The 24,144-nt window shown below is 69.5% G+C and carries 15 protein-coding genes and 1 pseudogene; 8 read left to right on the top strand and 8 right to left on the bottom strand.

Translation table 11 applies throughout. From position 1 onward, the window contains the following. The first annotated feature begins 15 nt into the window (after window positions 1–15). Window positions 16–1,770: a succinate dehydrogenase flavoprotein subunit gene (gene sdhA / locus CCUG20998_RS05795; RefSeq protein WP_020732066.1), complete on the top strand. Its 1,755-nt coding sequence runs from the start codon at window positions 16–18 to the stop codon at window positions 1,768–1,770. Beyond that, complete coding sequence (locus tag CCUG20998_RS05790) at window positions 1,770–2,582, top strand: succinate dehydrogenase iron-sulfur subunit (protein ID WP_012393080.1); 813 nt, start codon at window positions 1,770–1,772, stop codon at window positions 2,580–2,582. Before sdhA ends, CCUG20998_RS05790 begins: the two co-directional genes overlap by 1 nt. Window positions 2,583–2,593: 11 nt before the next feature. Here the strand turns inward: CCUG20998_RS05790 and CCUG20998_RS05785 are convergent, their stop codons facing one another. After that, a complete protein-coding gene (locus CCUG20998_RS05785; RefSeq protein ID WP_116269096.1) occupies window positions 2,594–7,426 on the bottom strand; it encodes a PE family protein in 4,833 nt (1,610 codons plus the stop codon). A 213-nt stretch (window positions 7,427–7,639) separates the two neighbouring features. Continuing rightward, entirely contained in the window at window positions 7,640–8,083 is a 444-nt protein-coding gene (locus CCUG20998_RS05780; RefSeq protein ID WP_015354785.1) for a condensation domain-containing protein, read from the bottom strand. A 69-nt stretch (window positions 8,084–8,152) separates the two neighbouring features. Between CCUG20998_RS05780 and CCUG20998_RS05775 the strand changes: the two are divergent. Then, window positions 8,153–8,785: pseudogene (locus CCUG20998_RS05775) on the top strand (carboxymuconolactone decarboxylase family protein); the annotation flags it as partial. A 52-nt stretch (window positions 8,786–8,837) separates the two neighbouring features. Here the strand turns inward: CCUG20998_RS05775 and CCUG20998_RS05770 are convergent. After that, complete coding sequence (locus tag CCUG20998_RS05770; RefSeq protein WP_036457487.1) at window positions 8,838–9,767, bottom strand: sigma-70 family RNA polymerase sigma factor; 930 nt, start codon at window positions 9,765–9,767, stop codon at window positions 8,838–8,840. A gap of 347 nt (window positions 9,768–10,114) precedes the next feature. On the opposite strand from CCUG20998_RS05770, the gene CCUG20998_RS05765 reads away from it, so the two are divergent. Next, the gene (locus CCUG20998_RS05765; protein WP_116269160.1) at window positions 10,115–12,760 is read left to right on the top strand and encodes a PE family protein; all 2,646 of its coding nucleotides are present in this window, start codon (window positions 10,115–10,117) and stop codon (window positions 12,758–12,760) included. Window positions 12,761–12,780: 20 nt separating this feature from the next. Here CCUG20998_RS05765 and CCUG20998_RS05760 read toward each other — a convergent pair whose 3' ends face one another. Beyond that, entirely contained in the window at window positions 12,781–15,099 is a 2,319-nt protein-coding gene (locus CCUG20998_RS05760; RefSeq protein ID WP_103654075.1) for a VIT domain-containing protein, read from the bottom strand. Further along, window positions 15,089–15,727, bottom strand: coding sequence for a helix-turn-helix domain-containing protein (locus CCUG20998_RS05755; protein WP_172607109.1), 639 nt, complete (start codon window positions 15,725–15,727; stop codon window positions 15,089–15,091). Before CCUG20998_RS05755 ends, CCUG20998_RS05760 begins: the two co-directional genes overlap by 11 nt. 121 nt (window positions 15,728–15,848) lie before the next feature. On the opposite strand from CCUG20998_RS05755, the gene dacB1 reads away from it, so the two are divergent. From dacB1 to nagA, 3 genes are all read left to right on the top strand, one after another. Further along, window positions 15,849–17,096, top strand: a complete 1,248-nt coding sequence (dacB1, locus tag CCUG20998_RS05750; protein ID WP_012393072.1) for a D-alanyl-D-alanine carboxypeptidase DacB1 — start codon at window positions 15,849–15,851, stop codon at window positions 17,094–17,096. Window positions 17,097–17,297: 201 nt separating this feature from the next. Beyond that, entirely contained in the window at window positions 17,298–18,647 is a 1,350-nt protein-coding gene (locus CCUG20998_RS05745) for a sugar porter family MFS transporter (protein ID WP_020732056.1), read from the top strand. Continuing rightward, entirely contained in the window at window positions 18,644–19,810 is a 1,167-nt protein-coding gene (nagA, locus tag CCUG20998_RS05740) for an N-acetylglucosamine-6-phosphate deacetylase (protein WP_103654074.1), read from the top strand. Before CCUG20998_RS05745 ends, nagA begins: the two co-directional genes overlap by 4 nt. Here nagA and yhjD read toward each other — a convergent pair. After that, on the bottom strand, window positions 19,807–20,835 hold the full coding sequence (yhjD, locus tag CCUG20998_RS05735) for an inner membrane protein YhjD (protein WP_036457347.1): 1,029 nt from the start codon (window positions 20,833–20,835) through the stop codon (window positions 19,807–19,809). The genes nagA and yhjD overlap by 4 nt on opposite strands. A gap of 4 nt (window positions 20,836–20,839) precedes the next feature. After that, window positions 20,840–21,859 (bottom strand): tryptophan--tRNA ligase, encoded by a 1,020-nt coding sequence (trpS, locus tag CCUG20998_RS05730; RefSeq protein ID WP_011739593.1) that lies wholly within the window; start codon window positions 21,857–21,859, stop codon window positions 20,840–20,842. A 160-nt stretch (window positions 21,860–22,019) separates the two neighbouring features. Here trpS and CCUG20998_RS05725 point away from each other — a divergent pair, with 160 nt between their 5' ends. Next, window positions 22,020–22,817, top strand: coding sequence for an alpha/beta fold hydrolase (locus CCUG20998_RS05725; RefSeq protein WP_036451463.1), 798 nt, complete (start codon window positions 22,020–22,022; stop codon window positions 22,815–22,817). Window positions 22,818–22,827: 10 nt separating this feature from the next. Here CCUG20998_RS05725 and CCUG20998_RS05720 read toward each other — a convergent pair whose 3' ends face one another. Further along, window positions 22,828–24,054 carry an NADP-dependent isocitrate dehydrogenase gene (locus tag CCUG20998_RS05720; protein WP_020732053.1) on the bottom strand — a complete coding sequence of 409 codons (1,227 nt, stop codon included), beginning with the start codon at window positions 24,052–24,054 and terminating at the stop codon, window positions 22,828–22,830. Window positions 24,055–24,144 lie beyond the last annotated feature (90 nt).

The raw sequence follows: 24,144 nt of genomic DNA, 5'->3' as shown, positions 1-24,144 counted from the left end.
CCGGAAAGGCAAGCCTTGATCCAGCAACACCGATACGACGTGGTGATCGTCGGCGCGGGCGGTGCCGGCATGCGTGCGGCGGTAGAAGCGGGTCCGCGGGTCCGCACCGCGGTGCTGACCAAGCTGTATCCGACCCGCAGTCACACCGGCGCGGCCCAGGGCGGCATGTGCGCCGCGCTGGCCAACGTCGAAGACGACAACTGGGAATGGCACACGTTCGACACCGTCAAGGGCGGCGACTACCTCGCTGACCAGGACGCCGTCGAGATCATGTGCAAAGAGGCCATCGACGCGGTGCTCGACCTGGAAAAGATGGGGATGCCGTTCAACCGCACCCCCGAGGGCCGCATCGACCAGCGCCGCTTCGGCGGGCACACGCGCGACCACGGTAAGGCTCCGGTGCGCCGGGCCTGCTACGCCGCCGACCGCACCGGGCACATGATCCTGCAGACGCTGTACCAAAACTGCGTCAAGCACGACGTGGAGTTCTTCAACGAGTTCTATGCGCTCGATCTCGCGCTCACCGAGACCCCGAGCGGTCCGGTCGCCACCGGAGTCATCGCCTACGAGCTGGCGACCGGCGACATTCACATCTTCCACGCCAAGGCCATCGTCCTGGCGACCGGCGGTTCGGGCCGGATGTACAAGACCACCTCCAACGCGCACACGCTGACCGGTGATGGCATCGGCATCGTCTTCCGCAAGGGACTCCCGTTGGAGGACATGGAGTTCCATCAGTTCCACCCGACCGGCCTGGCCGGCCTGGGCATCCTGATCTCCGAGGCGGTACGAGGCGAGGGCGGCCGGCTGCTCAACGGCGAAGGCGAGCGCTTCATGGAGCGCTACGCCCCCACCATCGTCGACCTGGCGCCCCGCGACATCGTCGCCCGCTCGATGGTGCTGGAAGTGCTGGAGGGCCGCGGCGCCGGTCCGCACAAGGACTACGTCTACATCGACGTCCGCCACCTGGGCGAGGACGTGCTGGAGGCCAAGCTGCCCGACATCACCGAGTTCGCCCGCACCTATCTGGGGGTGGACCCGGTGCACGAGCTGGTCCCGGTCTATCCGACCTGCCACTACGTGATGGGCGGCATCCCCACCACCGTCACCGGACAGGTACTGCGGGACAACACTCACGTCGTTCCCGGCCTGTTCGCCGCGGGTGAGTGCGCCTGCGTCTCGGTGCACGGCGCCAACCGGCTGGGCACCAACTCGCTGCTGGACATCAATGTGTTCGGCCGCCGGGCCGGTATCGCCGCGGCTCGCTACGCGCGCGGGCACGACTTTGTGGACATGCCGGCCGAGCCGGCCTCGATGGTGGTCGGCTGGGTAGCCGACATCCTGTCCGAGCACGGCAACGAGCGCGTCGCCGACATCCGCGGTGCCCTGCAGCAGACCATGGACAACAATGCCGCGGTGTTCCGCACCGAGGAAACCCTCAAACAGGCACTCACCGACATCCACGCGCTCAAGGAGCGGTATTCCCGCATCACCGTGCACGACAAGGGGAAGCGGTTCAACAGCGATCTACTGGAAGCCATCGAACTGGGCTTTTTGCTGGAGCTGGCCGAAGTCACCGTGGTCGGCGCATTGAACCGCAAGGAGTCCCGCGGCGGGCACGCCCGCGAGGACTACCCCAACCGCGATGACGTCAACTACATGCGCCACACCATGGCCTACAAAGAAGGCACCGACCTGCTCAGCGACATCCGGCTGGACTTCAAACCCGTCGTGCAGACCCGCTACGAACCCAAGGAACGGAAGTACTGATGTCTTTGGACACTGAGAGGGCCTCCTCCGACGACGTCACCGACTCGCTGGCCCCACCGTTGCCGCCGGTTCCGGACGGTGCGGTGATGGTGACGGTGAAGATCGCGCGGTTCAACCCGGATGACCCCGAGGCCTTCGCATCGACCGGCGGCTGGCAGAGCTTCCGGGTGCCGTGCCTGCCCAGTGACCGGCTGCTGAACCTGCTCATCTACATCAAGGGCTACCTGGACGGCACCCTGACCTTCCGACGTTCCTGCGCACACGGAGTGTGTGGCTCCGACGCCATGCGGATCAACGGCGTGAACCGGCTGGCCTGCAAGGTGCTGATGCGTGACCTGCTGCCCAAGAAACCGGGCAAACAGCTCACCCTCACCGTCGAACCGATCCGTGGGCTGCCGGTGGAAAAAGACCTGGTGGTCGACATGGAGCCGTTCTTCGACGCGTATCGCGCGGTGAAGCCCTACCTGATCACCAGCGGCAACCCGCCCACCCGCGAGCGCATTCAGAGCCCCACCGACCGCGCCCGCTACGACGACACCACCAAGTGCATCCTGTGCGCGTGCTGCACCACCAGCTGCCCGGTGTTTTGGAACGAGGGCAGCTACTTCGGCCCGGCGGCGATCGTCAACGCGCACCGCTTCATTTTCGACAGCCGTGACGAGGCGGCCGCCGAGCGACTCGACATCCTCAACGAGGTCGACGGCGTGTGGCGCTGCCGCACCACGTTCAACTGCACCGAGGCCTGCCCGCGCGGCATCGAGGTGACCAAGGCGATCCAGGAAGTCAAGCGGGCGCTGCTGTTCTCCCGCTGAGGCGGTCCGTCTCAGGACAGGGAAATTCCGAAGCCACCGGCACCGCCGCTGCCGCCATTGATGCCATTGGCAGCGCCGCCGTACTCGCCTTGCGCACCCGGAATGACCCCCAGCGCACCAGCATTACCACCGTTCCCGCCGCTACCGGCCAGGTAGTCGCCACTCCCAAATGGGGGCGGGACCCCTGGTAGGCCGGTGCCGCCGGCACCGCCCCTACCGCCATCGCCCGAGTGGACGTTGCTGGCCCCGCCGACCCCGCCGTTTCCGCCATTTCCGGCGTTGTGGCCGGCATAGGCGTCGCCGCCCCGGCCGCCGTCGCCGCCGTCGCCCGCTGTCCCGTACAAGCTGTCACCGCCACGACCCCCCTGCCCGCCGGCCTCGCCGCCGGCGCCGTCGGCGCCGTTTCCACCGTTGCCACCGTTGCCCCAGGTACCCGCCGCACCGGTACCACCGCTTGCACTTGTGGTTCCGTTACTGTCGGCGCCGCCACTCCCCCCGGCGCCTCCGGCACCGGAGGCGCCGCCGCTACCGCCACTAGCGCCGTGGATGTAGCCACCCGTTTGTCCGTTGGCGCCGTTCCCGCCGTTGCCGCCGTCGCCGCCCTGGCCGCCGGTTCCGCCGACCCCGCCGGCGCCCAAGCTGCCCGCGTTGCCGGCCGGTGCCGCACCCGCGGCCCCGCCGGCCCCGCCCACGCCGCCGGTGCCACCGGCACCACCTTTCGTTCCGAATAGACCGGTGGAGCCGGTTTCCACGCCATCGGTACCCCGACCGCCGACCCCGCCCGTGCCGCCGCTACCGCCGGTACCGCCCGCGCCCCCATCACCCGCGAGGCTTCCGCCCTTACCACCGTTGCCACCGGCCCCGCCGATCCCGCCGGTGCCGCCGTCTTCGCCGTCCGTTGGGCGACCGACAGAGCCATCCGCGCCCGCAGCGCCGGCCACGCCGCTGGCGCCATTACCTCCGTTTCCACCGTCGCCGCCGTCGCCAACCAGGCCGCCGTTGCCACCAGCGCCGCCCGCGCCACCGGCGGCCCCAGCGCTAGTGGCGGTTGCGCCGTTGCCGCCGTTGCCGCCGTTGCCGCCGTGATCGGCGGCGGCGCCTGAGACGCCGGACGCGCCTTCCACGGAGCCCGCGCCTCCCCTGCCGAGAGCACCACCGGCACCGGGATCGCCGCCATTACCACCGGCCCCGCCGGCTTGGCCCGGGTTGACGGCATTGGCGCCGTCGCCCCCGTTGCCGGCGATGCCACCGGTCCCGCCGTCACCTCCCGCCCCGCCGTGGCCTTGTTCGCCGGCATTACCTGCTGCCGCGGTGCCCCCTTTCCCGCCAGCTCCGCCAGACCCACCAGCCCCGCCGGTCCCGCCGTCACCGCCAGTGCCGCCGCCGATATCGTTCGACAGCGCGTTGCCGACCGCCCCCCCGGCGCCAGTGCCGCCAACACCGCCGTCGCCGCCGGCCCCGCCCGCCCCGCCGTTACCGCCGTTGCCGAACTCGGAACCGCCCTTGCCGCCGGCGCCACCGGAACCGCCGGTCCCGCCGGCCTGACCAGCGCCGCCGTTATCGCCCGCGGCGAGCCCGCCGCTGCCCTCGGCACCGACCCTCCCGGCTCCACCGGCCCCACCGGTGCCGCCGTTGCCGAGCCGCCCGCCATCGCCACCTACCCCGCCGTCACCGCCGTTGGGGGAACTGGCCGACCATCCGGAATCAGCGCCCGCTCCACCGTTACCGCCGTTGCCACTGCCCACAGTAAGCGTGGTCGAGCCGCTGAAACTGATGCCGGAACCGGTTCCGCCCGCGCCGCCGGCCCCGTTATATCCGGAGTCACCGCCGGAGCCGCCGGCGCCGCCCGTGGGGTCGACACCATATGTCCCCCCTCCGGATCCGTCTCCCCCGCCGATCAGCCTCGAGTCATAGGTACCGGTGGCACCGTCTCCGCCGTCACCAGCAATCCCGGCCAGCCCACCGTTCCCACCGTTGCCGCCATGACCCTGGGTGCCCGCCGCCGCGGTGCCGCCGTTGCCGCCCTTGCCGCCGGCGCCACCAGCGCCGCTGTCTCCACCGTTACCGCCCGCGCCGTTGTGGACCGACATCAACTTGCCGTCAGCGCCGTCCCCGCCGTTGCCACCGGCCGCTCCGTTGCCGCCGACGCCACCATCGCCGCCGTTGCCGGCACCGGCGCCGCCCTTGCCGCCGTCCCCGCCGGCACCACCGCTGCCGCCAGCACTGCCATCGCCGCCGGAGCCACCGGCAACGGCGGCATCCGCACCCGAAGTTCCCGCCATACCGTCACCACCGGCGCCGCCGGCACCGCCAGACCCAATGCGCCCGCCATCGCCGCCGGCCCCACCAGCGCCGCCGGCACCACCGGCCACGGTCGCGTCGGCACCTCGACCTCCAGCCCCGCCATTACCGCTGATGCCGCGGGCCCCGGTGCCGTCGTCACCGGCGGTGGCACCGCTAGCGGCATGGGTGCCGTTGCCGCTGTCACCGCCAATGCCCCCCTTGCCGCCCGCGCCGGGATCACCACCGGCGCCACCAGCGCCACCGGCGCCATCGTTGACCGCCGCACTACCGGCGGCCCCGGCACCACCGTCACCGGCGGCCCCGCCCAGCGCTCCGTCCCCGCCAACGCCGCCCGCGCCATGACCGCCGGAGACATAGCCAGCCGCTACCGCACCGCCGCCAGCCCCACCGGCACCGCCGGAACCACCAGCACCGCCGACGCCACCATCGCCACCATCGTCTCCATTGGCACCGGCCTGCTTACCGGCACCACCGGTGGCGCCGTGCCCGCCAAGACCGCCGGCCCCGCCCTTGCCGCCGATGCCACCATCTCCGCCGTTGCCGGCATGCGTGCCGCCACTGCCGCCGTCCCCGCCGGCACCACCGCCGCCGCCGGCCCCGCCGGCACCACCGGTCGCACCGGCGACGGTGGCATCCGCACCCGAAGTTCCCGCCATGCCGTCACCACCGGCACCGCCGGCACCGCCAGACCCAATGCGCCCGCCGTCGCCGCCGGCCCCACCAGCGCCGCCGGCACCGCCGGCCACGGTCGCGTCGGCACCCCGACCGCCAGCCCCACCATTACCGCTGACGCCGCGGGCCCCGGTGCCGTCATCACCGGCGGTGGCACCACTGGCGGCATGGGTGCCGTTGGCGCTGTCACCGCCAATGCCACCCTTGCCGCCCGCTCCGGGATCACCACCGGCACCGCCGGCACCACCGTCACCGCCCGTCGGTCCCGCAGCGCCGTTGCCGCCGGCGCCCCCATCACCAGCAGCCCCGCCCAGGGCGCCGTCACCACCGATACCGCCGGCACCGGCACTGCCGTGCAGCCCGAACAGTCCGCGCGCCCCGCCACGACCACCGGCACCGCCGGCACCACCGTCACCGCCCGCACCACCGGCGCCACCGACACCGCCGGTTCCGCCGGCACCGCCCGGCGTGATCGCATCGCCACCGACACCACCGACTCCACCGGCCGCACCTGCGCCGCCGGCACCGCCGAGGCCACCGACGCCACCGGCACCGCCCACGCCGAGCAGCCATCCGCCGTTACCCCCGCTACCCCCATTGCCCCCGCTGCCCCCGGCAGCGCCGGCAGCACCGACACCGCCGTCACCCCCGCTGAGACCACTCGAGCCCGCAGCACCGGGGTCACCGACCACCGCACCGGCCGCCCCCGCTACCCCGGCCCCGCCAGCACCCCCGTCCCCGCCCCAACCGAACAGCAAAGCGGCGGTACCACCGGCACCGCCGTCACCGCCAACACCACCAGCACCGCCCGCACCACCGAGGCCGAACATCAGCCCGCCGCTACCACCAAAACCGCCGTCACCGCCAACACCACCAGCACCGCCCGCACCACCGAGGCCAAGCATCAACCCGCCGTTGCCCCCGCCGCCACCGTCACCGTCAACACCACCAACACCGCCGGCACCGCCCTGGCCGATCAACCAACCACCGTTGCCACCGCGCCCCCCAGCGACTCCAGCGACATCGGAATCCCCACCCTGGCCGCCACTGCCGTACAGTCCTGCCGCGTTGCCCCCGTCGCCCCCGTTGGCGCCGCCGGCACCACCATTGCCGATCAGCCAGCCACCGTTACCGCCAGCACCACCTGCACCGGCCGCTCCGCTGAGCCAGTTCCCGCCGTTTCCGCCCAATCCGCCGTTGCCGAACAGTCCGGCGTTTCCACCGGCCCCGGCGTTTCCGCCAATACCGGTGGCGCTGTTCCCGCCCCACCCGCCGGACCCTCCGGAGCCGTAGAGCCACCCGCCGGAGCCGCCGGCACCGCCCGCGCCGCCCGGGCCGGCCGCACTCGCGCCACCGGCGCCGCCGGCACCGCCGTTGCCGATCAGTCCCGCGCCACCACCCCTACCACCGGCTAGCCCACCCTCGGTTTGGCTGTAGCCGTTGCCACCGTTGCCATAGAGCAGCCCGCCGGCCTGGCCGTTCGGGCTGGCCGCTGTCCCGTCGGCACCATTGCCGATCAATGGGCGCCCGATCATGGCCTCGGTTTGCGCGTTGACCGCTCCCAGCAGGGTCTGCAGTGGCGACGCGTTGGCGACCTCGGTGGCCGAATACCACTCGGCGGCCGCGTTCACGGCCTGAACAAACTCGGCGTGAAACCCAGCCGCCTGTGCGCTGATGGCCTGATAGTCGCGGGCGTAGGTACCAAACAGCTCCGCAATGGCTTCCGATACCTCGTCGGCGGCCGCCGACAGCACCGAAACGGTCGGGGTTGTCGCGGCCGCGTTGGCCGCCTGAAGCGTCGACCCGATGTTTGCCAGATCAGACGCGGCGACGGACAAAATTTCCGGCGCGGCAACCACATACCCCATTCGGTACCTCCAGGACGTCTTAGCTACTCACCGGAGCTATCCGGTCACTTTGTTGATTAATCAGTAGAGTAGACGCCAGCGGCCCCGCCCGCAGTACATTTTAGAATTTTATTCTAGAATGCTATGGATGGCGAGGCCAACGGGCGAATGACGCAACTGGCCCCGGGATGTCGGAGCCTTTCCGGCAAGCACCAACGCACGGCGCTGGTTACCTCATGCGTTCGACGTTTCAGACCTTAGGACGTCCCCGTCACACTCGCGCACCAACTCGTCGACCACCGACTGCCACCCCGGGCCGTCGATGCACAGTTGGCTGGCGGTGAGCACCAACCGCTCGGGTGCCCCGGGAAGTAGCGACGCGGCGAACAACCGGCCGGTGCACATGTCGAAGCTGGACCGATGCCGGGCGACCACCTCTGCCACCGCCGCGCCGGGGGGTTCCACCGCCCAACCCCAGCCGCCGCCGGGCCGAGACGTCCAGGTATCCACCCGGGGTTCGAACATGGTGCCTAGGGCGGGATGAGCGTCGAAGACCGTGTCGACCGCGGCTCGTATGCGCGACTGATCCACCCGCGAGTGTGCGACCAACACGTTGGTGTGTGCGCTGGGCTCGATGTCCTCGAGCCGGGGAAGCTCCGCGAAATACGAGTACGACATGACCCGAGGCTCCGGCACAGTCCTCGATGAATTCTTGGCAGATTCCTGGAGCGCCGCCGCGCCGGCCTGTCACATTCGGGCGGCCCGTCTCGTCTGAGGGGCATGACACAGAAAACCCGTATCGAACCCTTGCCCCCAAAGCGAGCCGGCCTGCTGGTCGGCGCCCTTTATCGGATAGCCAAACGGCGCCTCGGCGAAGTTCCCGAGCCATTCAGCGTGGTGGCGCAGCACCGGCGTCTGCTGGTTGCCAATGCCGTGCACGAAACCATGGTCGAGCGAGCGTCGCGGACGCTGCCGGCCGGCGTGCGAGAACTGGCCGTGTTCTGGACCGCGCGCCAAATCGGCTGCTCATGGTGTGTTGACTTCGGATCGATGCTGCAGCGCCTCGACGGCCTGGACGTGCACCGGCTCGAGGACATCGACGAGTACGCGACGTCACCGCTGTTCAGCGACGATGAGCGCGCCGCTATCGCCTATGCCGAGGCGATAACCACCGACCCGCACACCGTCACCGACGAGCAGGTGGCCGAGCTGCGGAGCCGCTTCGGTGACGCCGGAGTGGTCGAGCTGACCTATCAGATCGGCTTGGAGAACATGCGGGCGCGGATGAACGCCGCGCTGGGCATCACCGAGCAGGGCTTCAATTCCGGTGACGCCTGCCGTGTGCCATGGGCCACCGCTGAGCCGCAGCTCGGGAGGTAAGCGCAGTCAGACGCCGGCGGCACCCGGTGCGCCGGGGCTGCCGCCGCCGCGACTAGCCGACGAGGTCGCGCAGGGGTGAACCGCTGAACTTGTCCGGGTTGGCGATATCCCAAAGGGCGCATACCTTTCCGTCGCGCACCGTCATCGCGGTGATGCGCGGCAACATCGCCCAATGTCCGCCGTCGCCGGCCGTGCCCAGTGTGTAGGAGCCCAATTCGCCGTTGACCAAGGCCAACTGATACGCCGTGTAGAACGCTGGGCCGTAGCGCCGAGCCAGGCCGAGCATGAACCGGGCCACCTTGTCCGCGCCGCAGATCACCCGAGCCGCGGTGGGGGCGCGGCCATTTGCGTCACCGGTGAAGGTCACGTCCGGATGCAGCAGCGACACCACCGAATGCAGGTCACCGGAAGCCATGGCCGCCATGAGCCGACCAACCACCTCGTTGTGGGTGGGGTCGGGCCGAGGCGGGGGCGCCGCTGCCACGGCCTTGCGCGCCCGCGATGCCAGTTGGCGCGCGGCGGCCTCACTGGCCCCGATCACCCCGGCCACCTCGGCGAACGGCATGGCGAACCCGTCGTGCAACACGAACGCGACCCGCTGATCCGGGCTGAGCCGCTCCAACACCACCATGACCGCAAAGCGGGCATCCTCGGCGGCGACCACCGCCGACAGCGGATCAGCGCCCCCCGCGTCCCCGAGCCCGGTGACCACCGGTTCGGGCAGCCAATGCCCGGTGTAGGTCTCGCGCCGGCGGGCCGCCGAACGCAACTTGTCTAGGCCAAGCCGGCTGACCACGGTGGTCAGCCAAGCACGCAGGTCGGCCACGTCGTCGCGGCCCGGTGCCGCGTCCCAGCGCAACCAGGCTTCCTGCACGATGTCCTCGGCGTCGGCGACGGTTCCAGTCAGCCGATAGGCGACCGACATGAGATGCGGTCGCAGCGACTCGAATGTCGACGCCGCCTGCGCCCCAAGCACAGCCATCACCCGAGCGTAACGCTCCCAGAACCCCGGCACTGGGCACCGCAACCGCCGGGCGACTCGGCGCGGGTTTCAACGCCGAGTCGAGGCCAGCACTGAGCTTCGTCCTGTTTGCCAGCCGCGCAATAGCCGGAACCTGCTGCCCCGCGGAGGGACATTCCGGTAGGCGCGAGCCGCCTCGCCGAGGACGAAGTTCTGCACCGTGGTCCTGACGAAAAAAGGACCAAGACAATGACTTTGGCGATAGCCACGATCGGCGACACGGTCCGCTCTAGGGTGCTAATTAACGAAAATGTCACCGGTGACCGGCCGTTTGCTCGGTGGCGCTGACCCTGTCGGAGGTTTCGGGAATGTCGTTTGTGATCGCAATACCTGAAGTGGTGGGCTCGGCCGCCAGCGAGGTAGCCGGGATCGGCTCGGCGCTGGGTGAGGCCACCGCGGCCGCGGCCGCCCCGACCGTGCAGGTCCTGGCCGCAGCCCAAGATGAGGTATCCCAAGCGATCGCGGCGGTGTTTTCCACCCACGCGCAGGCCTACCAGGCCGCCAGCGCGCAGGCTCAGTCGCTTGGACAGCGGTTCGCCCAGGCCCTGGCCGCCGGGGCGGGCTCTTATTCCAGCGCCGAGGCCGCCGCGGCGGCGGTGTTGGCCAATCCAGCCCAGGTGGTGTCTGGGGATCTGCTCGCGGCGATCAACGCACCCGTGTTGTCGTTGACCGGACGCCCATTGATCGGCAACGGCGCCAACGGCGCCCCGGGCACCGGGGCTAATGGCGCCGCGGGCGGCTGGCTGCTCGGTGACGGCGGAGCCGGCGGCTCGGGAGCACCCGGCATGGCCGGAGGCAACGGCGGGGCGGCCGGGCTATGGGGTACCGGCGGCGCTGGCGGAGCCGGCGGCCGAACCGTCAACGGGGACGGCGGAAACGGGGGTGCCGGTGGGGCCGGAGGCTGGCTGATGGGCACCGGCGGAGCCGGCGGAGCCGGCGGTGCCGGCGGGTTCTCGGGCGCCGGGGATGGCGGGTCCGGCGGAGCCGGTGGCGCCGGCGGACTGTTGGGCGGTGGCGGAGCCGGCGGCGCTGGCGGATTTTCCAACGGCGGGACTGGCGGGGTGGGAGGAACCGGCGGGGCCGGCGGGGTGCTGTCCGGTGTCGTCGGTGCCGGTGGCGGCCATGGCGGTACCGGTGGGTACGGAGCGTTTGATGGTGGCGCTGGTGGAGTCGGCGGCCATGCCGGGTTGCTCGGCGGGCCGGGGGGCGCCGGCGGCGACGGTGGGGACACCTTCGGCGGTGGCGCCGGGGGCGCGGGAGGCGCCGGTGGTGATGGCGGGTGGGCATTCGGCAGCGGCGGCACCGGCGGCACCGGCGGGTACGGCGGTGCCGGTGGTGCGGGTGGGTCCGGTGGGGATGCGGGACTGTTGTTCTCCAACGGAGGCGCCGGCGGTACCGGCGGCTTCGGCGACACCGGGGGCGAGGGTGGTGCGGGGGGTGGTGCGGGCTGGCTGGGCAACGGCGGCGCCAGGGGTACCGGGGGAGCCGCCAACATCGGGAGTGGCGGTGACGGTGGTGGCGGCGGCACCGGCGGGACACTGCTCGGCAATGGCGGTGCCGGCGGCGCGGGCGGGCACGGCCCCACTGACGGAGGTGCCGGTGGCACCGGTGGCAATGCCGTGGTGGTCGGCAATGGCGGCAACGGCGGCATCGGAGGAACCGGCCCCACCACCGGCACTACCGGCGCCGGAGGCATCGGCGGGCTGCTATTGGGGCTGGACGGATACAACGCCCCCACCAGCACCTCACCCATCCATGTCGCCCAGCAGCAGGCGCTGGTGGCGATCAACTCCCCCATCCAGGACCTGACCGGACGGCCACTAATCGGCAACGGCACCCCCGCACCCGCCGGCAGCGGCGCCGACGGCACCCCCGGCGGCTGGCTGCTCGGCGACGGCGGAGCGGGCGGCTCCGCCGTGGCAGGCTCGGACGGGGCCGGCGGCTCGGGCGGCGCCGCCGGACTATGGGGCACCGGCGGCACCGGCGGGGCCGGTGCGCGATCCACCACCGGTAATGGCGGAGCCGGCGGAGCCGGCGGAGCCGGCGGCTGGCTATCCGGAGACGGCGGTACCGGCGGCACCGGCGGCGCCACCACCTTCACCGGAGCTACGGGCGGCAACGGCGGGGACGCGGGCAACGGCGGGCTGTTCGGGGCCGGCGGGAACGGCGGCGCCGGCGGGGCAGGCTTGGGCAATCCCGGGTTCGGGGGGGCCGGCGGGAACGGCGGGGCAGGCGGGCTGTTGTCCGGGCTGGTCGGCGCCGGTGGAGGCCACGGTGGCGCCGGCGGACTCGGCGTAAGTCCTTCCACACCTGCCGTTGTCGCTGGCGGGGGGATTGGCGGCGCCGGCGGGGACGCCGGATTGCTCGGTGGGGCCGGCGGAGCCGGTGGCACCGGTGGATCTGGTGCTTTCGACGTCACATCCACCGGCGGGACGGGCGGGGCCGGCGGGAATGCCGGATTCTTGTTCGGTAGCGGCGGGATCGGCGGGCCCGGCGGGTTCGCCGTCGCCGCGAGCGGGGACGGGGGCCAGGGGGGTCACGCCGGGCTGCTGTGGTCCAGCGGCGGGGCCGGCGGCGCTGGCGCGTTTAGCGTCAGCGGCCCCGCCGGTGCCGGTGGACATGGTGGTGACGCCGGCTGGCTAGGCAACGGCGGTGCCGGGGGCACCGGCGGAATCTCCCGCAACGGCAGCGGGGGGGATGGCGGGGCCGGCGGCAGCGGTGGAGAACTGTTGGGCGTCGGCGGATCCGGCGGCCAGGGCGGCCAAGCCAATGCCGGCGGCGGCACAGGCACCGGTGGCGAGGGCGGCGACGGCGGCGACGCAGGCCTGATCGGTGACGGAGGCAACGGCGGTAACGCCGGCACCGACACCGACGGCACACCCACCGGCGACCCCGGCACCGGCGGCACCGGCGGCATCCTGCTGGGCGCCAATGGAAACGCCGGGCTGGGCTAGCAACCCCGCCACTGCCGCATCTACTCCCAGAACCGCAGCTTGCTCACCAGTCGGCCCCGATGTTTGGGATGGCGCGCATCGACAACCTGCGTGACCGCCTCGAGGGCGGTCTTCACCTGCTCGGCGTTTTCCTTCGTGGCGGTGCACAGGTAGCGGTTGAGGGCATCACAGAGCACCGTGAGCGCCGAAGCCAACACCGGATCGGTTGCCCCGTCGCGATGGACGGTCAACGCCGACCAAACGTCGTCGAGTTCCGGGTCGAGTTCGGCGCCGTCGCTACCGATGCCCATCTCCACCCGCCGCAGCAGATCCCGCAGCGAGGGCACCGGAGCAGACTCCGCGGTGGGCATCGGGGCGGCGGCCGGCAAGACCATCGGCGGGCCGGCGGCACCGCCGCGGGCAACGGCGGCGGCCGCCCCGACGAAGCCGCCAGTGACCGGCGCCCACCCAGACGGCAGCTCGACGGGCTGCATGACCTCGGCGATCGGCCCGGCCTCGGTCCGTTCGGGGTCGATGGCCACGAACGCGGTGAACCGCGACAACACCCCGAACCGGATGGAGTGCGCGACCAGCCGCTGTTCCAGCTCGTCGGTGCCGCGACCGCAGGCGTAGGCGTCCTCCAGATCGCGGACCACCGAGCGAGCCCAGATCGTCTGTACCGCACGGGCATCCGTCACCGGCCCCGCGGGCACCGTCGCGGTGTAGCGACCGGTGGCCCCGTCGGCTTCCACGTGCAGCGCGGCGTCGGCGGCGGGCCCGCGATAGCGCCCGGAGATCACGCACGGCACGCCGGCGAAGGCGTCGGGAACCCGGTCTGGGGTGACGGTGTCCTCGATGGCCTCGAATCCTTCGGCGCGCACCCTGATCGAGGTCAGCGCCGGGCGCCCGATGGTGCGAGCCAGTCGGGCCATCACCTCGTCCAGGCGGTCTTCGGACTCGACCAGCTCGGCTCGACCGCTGCCCAATCCCGCCAGCCGCTCCAGGAAGCCGGCGTTGACGGCACGGTCGACACCCACGCAGTAGATCCGGGTTCGCCCCACCACGGGCGCCAGCGACCGCAACAGGTGGTCTTCCCCGCTGATCTGGCCATCGGTCACCAAGACCACGCTGGCCTGCCGGTCTTCGCCGGAGTCGGCGAGCATCTCGACGGCTTTGGTAAGGGGGTGCGCCATGACGGTGCCGCCGCGGCTGCGCAACGAACCCAGCCACGAGGACGCGGCGAACCGGTTGCGGTCACTGGCTGGCACCAGCCCATCCGGCATCGCCGGCGGCGTTTCGATCCGGTCGTCGAAGGCCAGCACACAAAACCGGTCACCGGCATCGAGCATGTCGACGATGCGCCCGGCCGCGCGCCGGGCGGCGACCATCTTCCAGCCGCCCATCGATCCGGAGCGATCCAGCACCACCACCACATCGCGCGGCGCGCTGGACGGTTCGGCCGGCGGCACCAGGGTCAGCGACCAGGTGCCTTCTTCGGCATCGGCAGCATCGGCACCGGCCGCGTCCGCAACCAGCAGCGCCGACGACGACAGCTGGCCCTGGTCCAGGCGGAAACGCAGCACGAAATCGCGGTCGGCCCGCGCGCCCGACTCGACGCGCAGCCGGGCCAGGCCGTCGGCCGCGGGCGCCAGCACGGCGGTCGGCAGCGAGGCCCGCAGGTCCGAGACGGGCAGGCCGGCACCGTCCACCGATAGGGAGATCTGCAGATCGGGACGCTCGTCGGCGTCGGTGAGCAGCGGCGGCGTCACCCGTGATGCGTCCGGTACGGCATCGGTATCGCGGGCCACCCCGGAACCGGTCTGGTCCCCGCCCACCGGGTGGCCGGTGGTGTAGCGCGGCGCGACCACAAGCGGGAATCGGTAGGTGGCCTCGCCGTCCTCGAAGGCCAGCGGGCCGGTCAGGCACATCTCGATGGTGGCCTGCTCGCCCGGCCCGAGATTGCCGACCCGCACCGAAAAGACATCCGGGCGGTCCTCTTCCACGATCGCCGCGCGCTGCCCGGCGGCCAGCGCCTGCTCGTAGTCTTCGCGCGCCTGACCGCGTTCCTCGAGGACGCCGACCACGCGCCGTCCCGCCAGGTCGGCGACAAAGTCGGTGACACCCGCGCGCGCCGGCAGCGGGAACACATAGGTGGCCTCGATCGCGGTGTCGCCGGTGTTCACGAAGCGCTGGCGCACGGTTGACGTCGCGGTCATACCGACCACGGCGGTCTGCACACTCACCGCCTGTAGTGGCAGCCGGCGGCCATCGGCCGCGCTGAGCTCACCGCAGGTGGGTGCACCCGTAGCTGCGGGCGCTGCGGGTTCGGAGGTGATCAGTGGCAGTAACTCAACGCTCATGGCGAATCCTTTCCTGGGCGTCGTTGGTGGCACCGTCGGCGCCGTTGGTGGTGGCGGTGAGCAGATCCAGCAGCGGAGCGGCCGCGCGACGCAGACTGTCCAACTCGGGCAACGAGTACGCATGGCCGTCGATCAGCAATGTGACGGTGTCGGAGAGCCGGATGGCCCGCAGATCGGTGACGCTCGGATGCTCGGCCGACCCGTCGGCGACGGCTTGGGTGGCGATGGGTTCGGGGACCTCTCGCCAGAATCGGCCGGCGGCGCGGCTGGACTCGGTGGTTGTCTCCGGGTCGCACAGGCCGGGCGGCATCGCGCTGGGCGGGATCGCCGCCAGCGATTCCAGCTCCGCCGGTGACAGCGCCTCCAGCCGCTCGGCGATCTCCCCGAGCGACAGGCCCTGGCCCTGCAGCCGTTTGATGGCCACCAGCCGCAACAGATGCGTCCGGCCATAGGTGAGCGCGCGTCCACGGGTTCCGGGACGGGGCAGCAACCCGCGTGCGGTGTAGTAGCGGATCATCCGTTGCGCCGGTATCGGCTTGGCCTGGCGATTGTCGGGCACGGCGCCAGATGCCTGCACGGCCAAGCCAGCCGCCGCGGCGAATTCGGAGAGAGTCAGTAGCGATTCCATAGTTATTTGACAGTGTCATACCGTTTTCTGACACTGTCAAATAACTATTTATAACTTCCGCCACACCTGTAACAGCGCGGCTCCCCCGGATCGAGGCGGCGATCGCCTAACCTGCACAACGATGTACCTATTACGCGCCGCATCGTGCCTGGCCGCAGCCGTTTTCATGGCGGCCGGGCCGGCTGTGGTCGGCATGCCCGCCGCCCTGCCGTCGGCGTCGGCCGAGCCCAATGCCGAAGCGAACAGCGGAGCCCAGGAGTGCCCGTATCGGGTCACCACCCCGCCCGCGGTGGACTCGTCGGAGGTCCCCCAGGCCGGCGAACCTCCCCTGCCGCTGGCGGTGCCCTCGGCGCCGGTCGGCGGCAACGCGCTGGGAGGCTGCGGGATCATTGCGGCGCCGGACACCCCGCCGGTACCCGGCGATGTCTCCGCCGAAGCCTGGCTGGTGGGAGATTTGGATAGCGGCGCCATCATCGCCGCCCGCGATCCGCACGCCCGGCACCGCCCGGCCAGCATCATCAAGGTCCTGGTCGCGATGGTCTCCATCAAGGAGCTGAACCAGAACAAGGCCGTGCCCGGAACCAACGACGACTCGGCGGCCGAAGGCACCAAGGTCGGCGTCAACGCCGGCGGCATGTACACCGTCAACCAGTTGCTGCACGGTCTGCTGATGCATTCGGGCAACGACGCCGCACACGCGCTGGCCATCCAACTCGGCGGCATGCAGACGGCGCTGGAAAAGATCAACATGCTGGCCGCCAAGCTGGGTGGCCGCGACACCCGCGTCGCCACCCCATCAGGCCTGGACGGGCCCGGCATGAGCACCTCGGCCTATGACATCGGCCTGTTCTACCGCTACGCCTGGCAGAACCCGATCTTCGCCGACATCGTCGCGACCCGCACCTTTGACTTCCCCGGCCATGGCGAACATCCCGGCTACGAGCTGGAGAACGACAACCACCTGCTGTACAACTACCCGGGCGCGCTGGGCGGCAAGACCGGCTACACCGATGACGCCGGCCAGACCTTCGTCGGTGCGGCAAACCACAACGGCCGGCGCCTGTTCGCGGTGCTGCTACACGGAACTCGCCAGCCGATCGCCCCCTGGGAACAGGCCGCGCACCTGCTGGACTACGGGTTCAGCACCGCCCAGGGCACCCAGATCGGTTCGCTGATCGAACCCGATCCCAGCCTGGTGGCCCCCAAGGAAACTCCCGAAGCGCGCCGCCTCGCCGACGCTCAGGCCGCCGGGCTGGTGTCATCGGCCGACGCCCTGCCGGTGCGAGTCGGTGTCGCGGTGATCGGTGCCATCATCGTGTTCGGTTTGATGCTGGTCGCGCGCTCGCTGAACAACCGGCCGCAGCACTGAAATTCACGGCCGACGGGTTGTTGATTAGCCCCGGCTGCTGTGTCACGGTATCGGGATGACTGCCCTTTGCGAGGATGCCGGCTCAAGCCGGGATGGCGAAGCAATCCGCACCGGCCGCCGCCAATTCGGCTTTGCTTTCACCGATCCGGGCAGCGTTGCTGAGCCGCCCACGGTCCAGGCCACAGCCGGCTGAGCACGGACGTGCAACGGGGCATCCTGGTCGCGCTGACCGCGGCCAGCGTCGGGCTCATCTACGGATACGACCTATCCATCATCGCCGGCGCGCAGCTGTTCATCACCGAAGAATTCGGCCTGAGCACCCACCAGCAGGAGCTGCTGACCACGATGGTGGTGATCGGTCAGATCGTGGGAGCGCTGGGCGCCGGCGTACTGGCCAATGCGATCGGGCGCAAAAAGTCGGTGGTGATGCTGCTCGTCGCCTACACGATGTTCGCGGTGCTGGGCTCGCTGTCGGTGTCGCTACCGATGCTGTTGGCGGCGCGCTTCTTGCTGGGTCTGGCCGTCGGCGTCTCGATTGTCGTGGTGCCGGTCTATGTCGCGGAATCCGCTCCGGCCGCGGTGCGCGGATCGCTGCTCACGGTCTACCAACTCACCACCGTCAGCGGACTCATCGTCGGCTATCTCACCGGGTACCTGCTGGCCGGTACGCACAGCTGGCGCTGGATGCTGGGACTGGCCACCGTCCCCGCAATGCTGTTGCTGCCCTTGTTGATCCGCATGCCCGATACGCCCCGGTGGTATGTGATGAAGGGCCGCATCCAGGAGGCCCGCGCGGCGCTGCTGCGGGTGGACCCCGCCGCCGATGTGGAGGAAGAACTGGCCGAGATCGGCACCGCGTTGAGTGAAGGTAGCGGCGGCGTGTCCGAAATGCTGCGACCGCCCTTTCTGCGGGCCACCATCTTTGTGATCACGCTGGGCTTCTTGATCCAGATCACCGGGATCAACGCCATCATCTACTACAGTCCGCGGATCTTCGAAGCCATGGGCTTCACTGGCGATTTCGCCCTCCTGGGATTGCCGGCGCTGGTTCAGATCGCCGGTGTGGCGGCCGTGATCACCTCCCTGCTGCTGGTGGACCGCGTGGGCCGTCGGCCAATCCTGTTGTCGGGCATCGCCATCATGATCGTTGCCGACGTCGCGCTGATGGCCGTGTTCGCCCGCGGACTGGGCGGAGCGGTGCTGGGGTTCGCCGCCATAGTGCTGTTCATCATCGGCTACACGATGGGCTTTGGCTCCCTGGGCTGGGTATACGCCAGCGAAAGCTTCCCCACCCGGCTACGTTCCATCGGGTCGAGCACCATGCTGACCGCCAACCTCATCGCGAATGCGATCGTTGCCGCCGTCTTCCTCACCATGTTGCATTCGCTCGGCGGTTCGGGAGCGTTCGCCGTATTCGGGGTGCTCGCGCTGGTGGCCTTCGGCGTCGTCTACCGCTACGCCCCGGAAACCAAGGGCCGCCAGCTCGAGGAGATTCGGCACTTCTGGGAGAACGGCGGACGCTGGCCGGAGAAGCTGACGGAAGCTCCGTGACCCTCATCTGTGCCGGGTCTGTGGTCATCGACGGAGAACTTTGCCGACCCGGCTGGATACAGACGGCGGGCCACAAAATCGCGGATTGCGGCACCGGCACAGTGCCTTTGGCCGACTTCGATTTCCCGGATTCGATCGTGGTGCCGGGGTTCGTCGACATCCACGTGCACGGCGGAGCGGGCGCGTCGTTCGCCGACGTCGACGCCGTTGGCCGGGCCTTTTTTCAAGCCAGCGAGTTTCACCTGCGCCACGGCACCACGACCATGCTGGCCAGTCTGGTCACCGCCGCACCCGCGCAACTGCTTTCGGCGGTAGCCAGGCTGGCCGAAGCCATCAGCTCAGGCCGCTCGGGCACCATCGCAGGCATTCATCTGGAGGGCCCTTGGCTGAGCCCCGCACGGTGCGGCGCACACGACCACACCCAAGTGCGTGCACCGGACCCCGCCGAAATCGATGCGCTGCTGGCGGCCGCCAACGGCACCATCCGCATGGTGACGCTGGCCCCGGAATTGCCCGGATCCGCCGACACGATAAGGCGCTTCTTGGCCGCCGATGTGGTGGTGGCCCTCGGGCACACCGATGCGACCTACGAGCAGACCTGCCAGGCCATCGGCCACGGTGCCACCGTCGCCACTCACCTGTTCAACGCGATGGCGCCCCTGGGCCACCGCGAGCCCGGGCCCGCCCTGGCATTGCTGAAGGACCCGGCGGTGACGCTCGAATTGATCGCCGACGGGGTACACGTCCATCCCGCCGTGGTGGCGGCCGTGATCGAGGCCGTCGGCCCCGACCGGGTCGCATTGGTCACCGACGCGATAGCCGCGGCCGGATGTGGCGATGGCACATATCGTCTGGGATCGGTGCCGATTGAGGTCGAGTCGAACGTGGCGCGGGTGCGTGGCACATCGACGATCGCGGGCAGCACGGCCACCATGGACCGGCTCTTTCGCGCCGCATTTCGGGCTGGGGCGGGGGCCGCACTCGATGCCGGGGCGCTGGCCGCCGCGGTGCAGATGACCTCGGCGACCCCGGCGCGTGCCGTCGGGCTGGCGCGACGGGGCAGCCTGCGGGCCGGCTTTGACGCCAATCTCGTTGTGCTCGATCGCGATCTGCGCGTGGCCGCGGTGATGGCCAACGGCGAGTGGCAGGCCGTCGACGACTAGCGGCGCCGGCGGAACAGCCGCGATATCGTCAGCGCTCCAACGGCGCCCGCGATCAGCGCGGCCACCGTCTGCCGCACCCCCAGGCCTTCCTCGACCTGTATGCGCGGGCTGATGATCGCGGGGCCGGGTGGCTCAATATGTTCGGAATGTGGATCTTTGGTGGCCGCCCACGCGGTGGCAAAGAGCACCAGATAGGCGGTGACATTGGCAAACACCATCAACCCCAACACCGGCCCGAATGCGGCGCCGGCCGGGCTGCGCAGCACCGTTCGCAGGTAGATCGACGCCACCTGTTTGAACAGTTCGAATCCGATGGCGGCCATCAGACCGGCCTGCATCGAGGTACCCAGACGGCCCGGCTGCCGCGGCAGCCGGGCGATCATCCAGGTGAACATCAACCAAGCCACCAGCACCGATATCAGTATCGACATCAGCCGGAAGACCAGGTTGAAGATCGGGAGCTCAGGTATCCCAAACCAGCTCAGCACCGTAGCCATCGGCCTGAGGTGGCCCAGTGCGGTGAGCGCGATGGTCAGCATGGTCACCAGGAATGTGCCGATCATCGCGGTCAGATCGGAGAGCTTGGTGCGCACGTAGCCCACCCGATGGACCGGATGAGCCCACATCTCACTGAGTGCCACCCGCAGGTGCGACATCCAGGTCAAGCCCGCCCATGACGCGGTGGCCAGGCCGATCAGGCCGACGGATGCCCGCGCATCGATCGCCGAATTCATCAGCCCGACCAGCTGTTGACTCAAGGCCCCTGAGACCGACTCCCGGATCTTGCCGTCAATCGTCTCGAGCAGGTCGGGATGGCTGGCCAGCACGAAGCCGAATATGGCGAAACCGACCATCAGCAAAGGAAACAACGCGAAAATCGTGTAGTAGGTCAGACCTCCGGCGAAGAAGCCGCCGCGCTGCTCATTGAATCGCTTGGCGGCGCGCATCGCGTGGTCGAACCACCCATACCGGGCTCGCAGCCTATCCAAAGTTCCTGGTTTGGCCGGCTCAGTCGTCGTGGTCAAACACTTACCCCCGTTGCGGAAGAAAACCCAACCGATCGTAGACACGCTGCACGGTCTTGCTCGCGATGTCGTGGGCCCGTTCGGCTCCTGCTGCGAGCACCGTCTCGAGTTCGCTGAGATCGGCAGTGAGTTCGTCGACGCGGGCTTTGATCGGGCTGACGTAGGCGACGACGGCCTCGGCGGTGTCCTTTTTCAGATCGCCGTAGCCCCGTCCCGCGTAGCCGTCCACCAGGGTGTCGATACTGACGCCGCTGACCGCGGACTGAATGCTCAGCAGGTTCGAAACGCCGGGTTTGGCCTCGGGGTCGTAGCGGATTTCGCGTTCGCTGTCGGTCACCGCCGAGCGAATCTTCTTGGCCGACACCGCCGGCGCGTCGAGCAGGCTGATCAACCCGGCGTCGGTGCTGGCCGACTTGCTCATCTTCGACGTCGGATCCTGCAGGTCGTAGATCTTAGCGGTGATCTTGGGGATGAGGACGTCGGGTACCACGAAGGTGTCCGGGAAGCGCCCGTTGAACCGCTGCGCGATGTCGCGCGCCAGTTCCAGGTGCTGACGTTGGTCCTCCCCCACCGGCACCAGCTCCGCGTCGTAGGCCAGCACATCAGCGGCCTGCAGCACCGGGTAGGTGAACAGGCCGACCGTCGCGGAATCGGCGCCCTGGCGCGTCGACTTGTCTTTGAACTGCGTCATCCGAGACGCCTGTCCGAAACCGGTGAAGCAGCCCAGCACCCAGGCCAGCTGGCTGTGGGCCGGTACGTGGCTTTGCACAAAGATGGTGGCGCGAGCGGGATCGATACCCAGCGCCAGGTATTGCGCGGCGGTGACCAGCGTGCGGCGCCGCAGCGCCTCGGGATCCTGCGGGAGGGTGATCGCATGCAGGTCGACGACGCAGAAGAACGCGTCGTGGTCGTCCTGCAGCGCAACCCACTGGGTGACGGCGCCCAGCGCATTGCCGAGGTGAAGTGAGTCAGAAGTTGGCTGCACGCCGGAGAAAATCCGGCGGGATCCGGTCGGGGTGCTCATGGTGTCCCCGATCCTTTCATGCGCAAATTTCGGCGATTCGCAGACACTTGCGATACCGCCGGTACCACCTTGTACTGTCGGTGATATGAGACGTCTGCTTGGCCCTTCACCCTCGGCGCCGACCCGTGCGCCAATCCACTTGGGCTCAGGAGAACCGGTGCTGCTGCTGCACCCCTTCCTGCTGTCCCAGGCGGTGTGGGAGCAAGTGGCCCAGAGATTGGCCGACACCGGCCGCTACGAGGTGTTTGCCCCGACCATGGCCAGCCACAACGGCGGGCCGCGGGCCGGTACCTGGTTCCTGTCGTCGGCGGTGCTGGCCGATCACGTCGAGCGTCAGATGGACGAATTGGGCTGGGACAGCGCCCACATCGTCGGCAATTCACTGGGCGGCTGGGTCGCATTCGAACTCGAGCGCCGGGGACGTGCGCGCAGTGTCACCGGCATCGCACCCGCCGGTGGCTGGACGCGGTGGAGCCCGGCCAAGTTCGAGGTGATCATCAAGTTCGTCATGGGCATCCCGCTGTTGGCGCTGGCTTGGCTGCTCGGGCCGCGGGTGATGCGCCTGCCGTTTAGCCGCCGGTTGGCGACCTACGCGATCAGCGCGTCGCCCGACGGCGTCAGCGACGCCGAACTGCTCGGCTGCATCGATGACGTCGCGCACTGCCCCGCCTACCTTCAGCTGCTGGTCAAGGCGCTACTGCTGCACGGTCTGCGCGAGCTCGCCGAAAATGCCGTCCCGGCGCATCTGGTGATCTGCGGGAAGGACCGCATCATTCCCGCTCCCCGGTACAGCCGCCATTTCACCACCCATCTACCCGACGACCACCGGGTCACCGTGCTCGACAATGTGGGACACGTCCCGATGTTCGAGGCGCCGGCCCGCGTCACCGCGCTGATCAGCGGCTTCATCGAAGAGTGCTGCCCGCACCTGCGCTCCGCCGAACCGCCGGCCAGCTAGCCGTTGCGGGTCAGCCCAGCTTCTTCGCCAAATTCTCGGCGATCGCTTCGAGGAACTCCTCGCTGTTGAGCCAGGCCTGCTGGGGACCGATCAGGATCGCCAGATCCTTGGTCATCTTTCCGCTCTCCACGGTCTTGATGACGACGTCTTCCAGCGTCTGCGCGAATTGAACGACCTCGGGGGTGTTGTCCAGTTTGCCGCGGTGCGCCAGGCCACGCGTCCAGGCGAAGATCGAGGCGATCGGATTGGTGGAGGTCGGCTGGCCGGCCTGGTACTGGCGGTAGTGGCGCGTGACGGTGCCGTGGGCGGCCTCGGCCTCCACCGTCTTCCCGTCGGCCGTCATCAGCACCGACGTCATCAGTCCCAGCGATCCGTAGCCCTGCGCCACCGTGTCTGACTGGACGTCGCCGTCGTAGTTCTTACAGGCCCAGACGTAGCCGCCCTCCCATTTGAGGCAGGCAGCGACCATGTCGTCGATCAAGCGATGCTCGTAGGTCAGGCCTTCGGCATCGAACCGCTCCTTGAACTCCTCTTCGTAGATTCGCTGGAATTCGTCTTTGAACATGCCGTCATAGGCCTTCAGGATGGTGTTCTTGGTGGACAAGTACACCGGCCATTTGGCGTTTAGGCCATAGGAAAAAGACGCCCGAGCGAAGTCCTGAATGGATTTTCTGAAGTTGTACATGCCCATCACCACCCCGCCGTCCTCTGGGATGGACACCATTTCGTGCACGATCGGCTCGCTGCCGTCAGCGGGTGTGAACGTCAGCGTCACGGTGCCCGGCCGGTCGACTTTGAAGTTCGTCGCGCGGTATTGGTCGCCGAACGCGTGGCGGCCGATGACGATTGGCTTGGTCCAGCCCGGAACCAGCCGCGGAACGTTGGAGATCACGATGGGCTCACGGAAAATCGTGCCCCCCAATATGTTTCGGATCGTCCCGTTCGGCGACAGCCACATCTTCTTGAGGTTGAATTCCCGGACCCTGGCCTCGTCGGGGGTGATGGTCGCGCACTTGACGCCCACACCGTGCTTCTTGATCGCATACGCCGCGTCGATGGTCACCTGGTCGTCGGTGCGGTCCCGGTGCTCGATACCCAAGTCGTAGTAGAGCAGCTTCACGTCCAGATGCGGGAGAATCAGCCGGTCTTTGATGAGCTTCCAGATAACGCGAGTCATCTCGTCGCCGTCGAGTTCCACGACCGGGCCGCTGACCGTGATCTTGGGTTCACCAGACATCTGAGCCCAAATCCTCCCGCGCTGTGAGTTTGGGCGAGCGGTTGCTCATCAGCCCAGATTACAAGGGCGGTTCGCAGGCTCGGGGCATGC

Origin of the sequence: Mycobacterium marinum, from assembly GCF_003391395.1 — a bacterium.
Classification (GTDB): Bacteria; Actinomycetota; Actinomycetes; order Mycobacteriales; family Mycobacteriaceae; genus Mycobacterium; species Mycobacterium marinum.
This window is presented reverse-complemented; position numbering and strand designations above follow the sequence as displayed.

Bases quoted from the DNA above. Each gene is read 5' to 3' on its own strand.
- CCUG20998_RS05755 (WP_172607109.1), bottom strand. From the start codon at position 15,727: ATGGAATCGCTACTGACTCTCTCCGAATTCGCCGCGGCGGCTGGCTTG.
- CCUG20998_RS05780 (WP_015354785.1), bottom strand. From the start codon at position 8,083: ATGTCGTACTCGTATTTCGCGGAGCTTCCCCGGCTCGAGGACATCGAG.
- CCUG20998_RS05720 (WP_020732053.1), bottom strand. From the start codon at position 24,054: ATGTCTGGTGAACCCAAGATCACGGTCAGCGGCCCGGTCGTGGAACTC.
- CCUG20998_RS05760 (WP_103654075.1), bottom strand. From the start codon at position 15,099: ATGAGCGTTGAGTTACTGCCACTGATCACCTCCGAACCCGCAGCGCCC.
- CCUG20998_RS05770 (WP_036457487.1), bottom strand. From the start codon at position 9,767: ATGGCTGTGCTTGGGGCGCAGGCGGCGTCGACATTCGAGTCGCTGCGA.
- trpS (WP_011739593.1), bottom strand. From the start codon at position 21,859: ATGAGCACCCCGACCGGATCCCGCCGGATTTTCTCCGGCGTGCAGCCA.
- CCUG20998_RS05765 (WP_116269160.1), top strand. From the start codon at position 10,115: ATGTCGTTTGTGATCGCAATACCTGAAGTGGTGGGCTCGGCCGCCAGC.
- CCUG20998_RS05790 (WP_012393080.1), top strand. From the start codon at position 1,770: ATGTCTTTGGACACTGAGAGGGCCTCCTCCGACGACGTCACCGACTCG.
- dacB1 (WP_012393072.1), top strand. From the start codon at position 15,849: ATGTACCTATTACGCGCCGCATCGTGCCTGGCCGCAGCCGTTTTCATG.
- CCUG20998_RS05785 (WP_116269096.1), bottom strand. From the start codon at position 7,426: ATGGGGTATGTGGTTGCCGCGCCGGAAATTTTGTCCGTCGCCGCGTCT.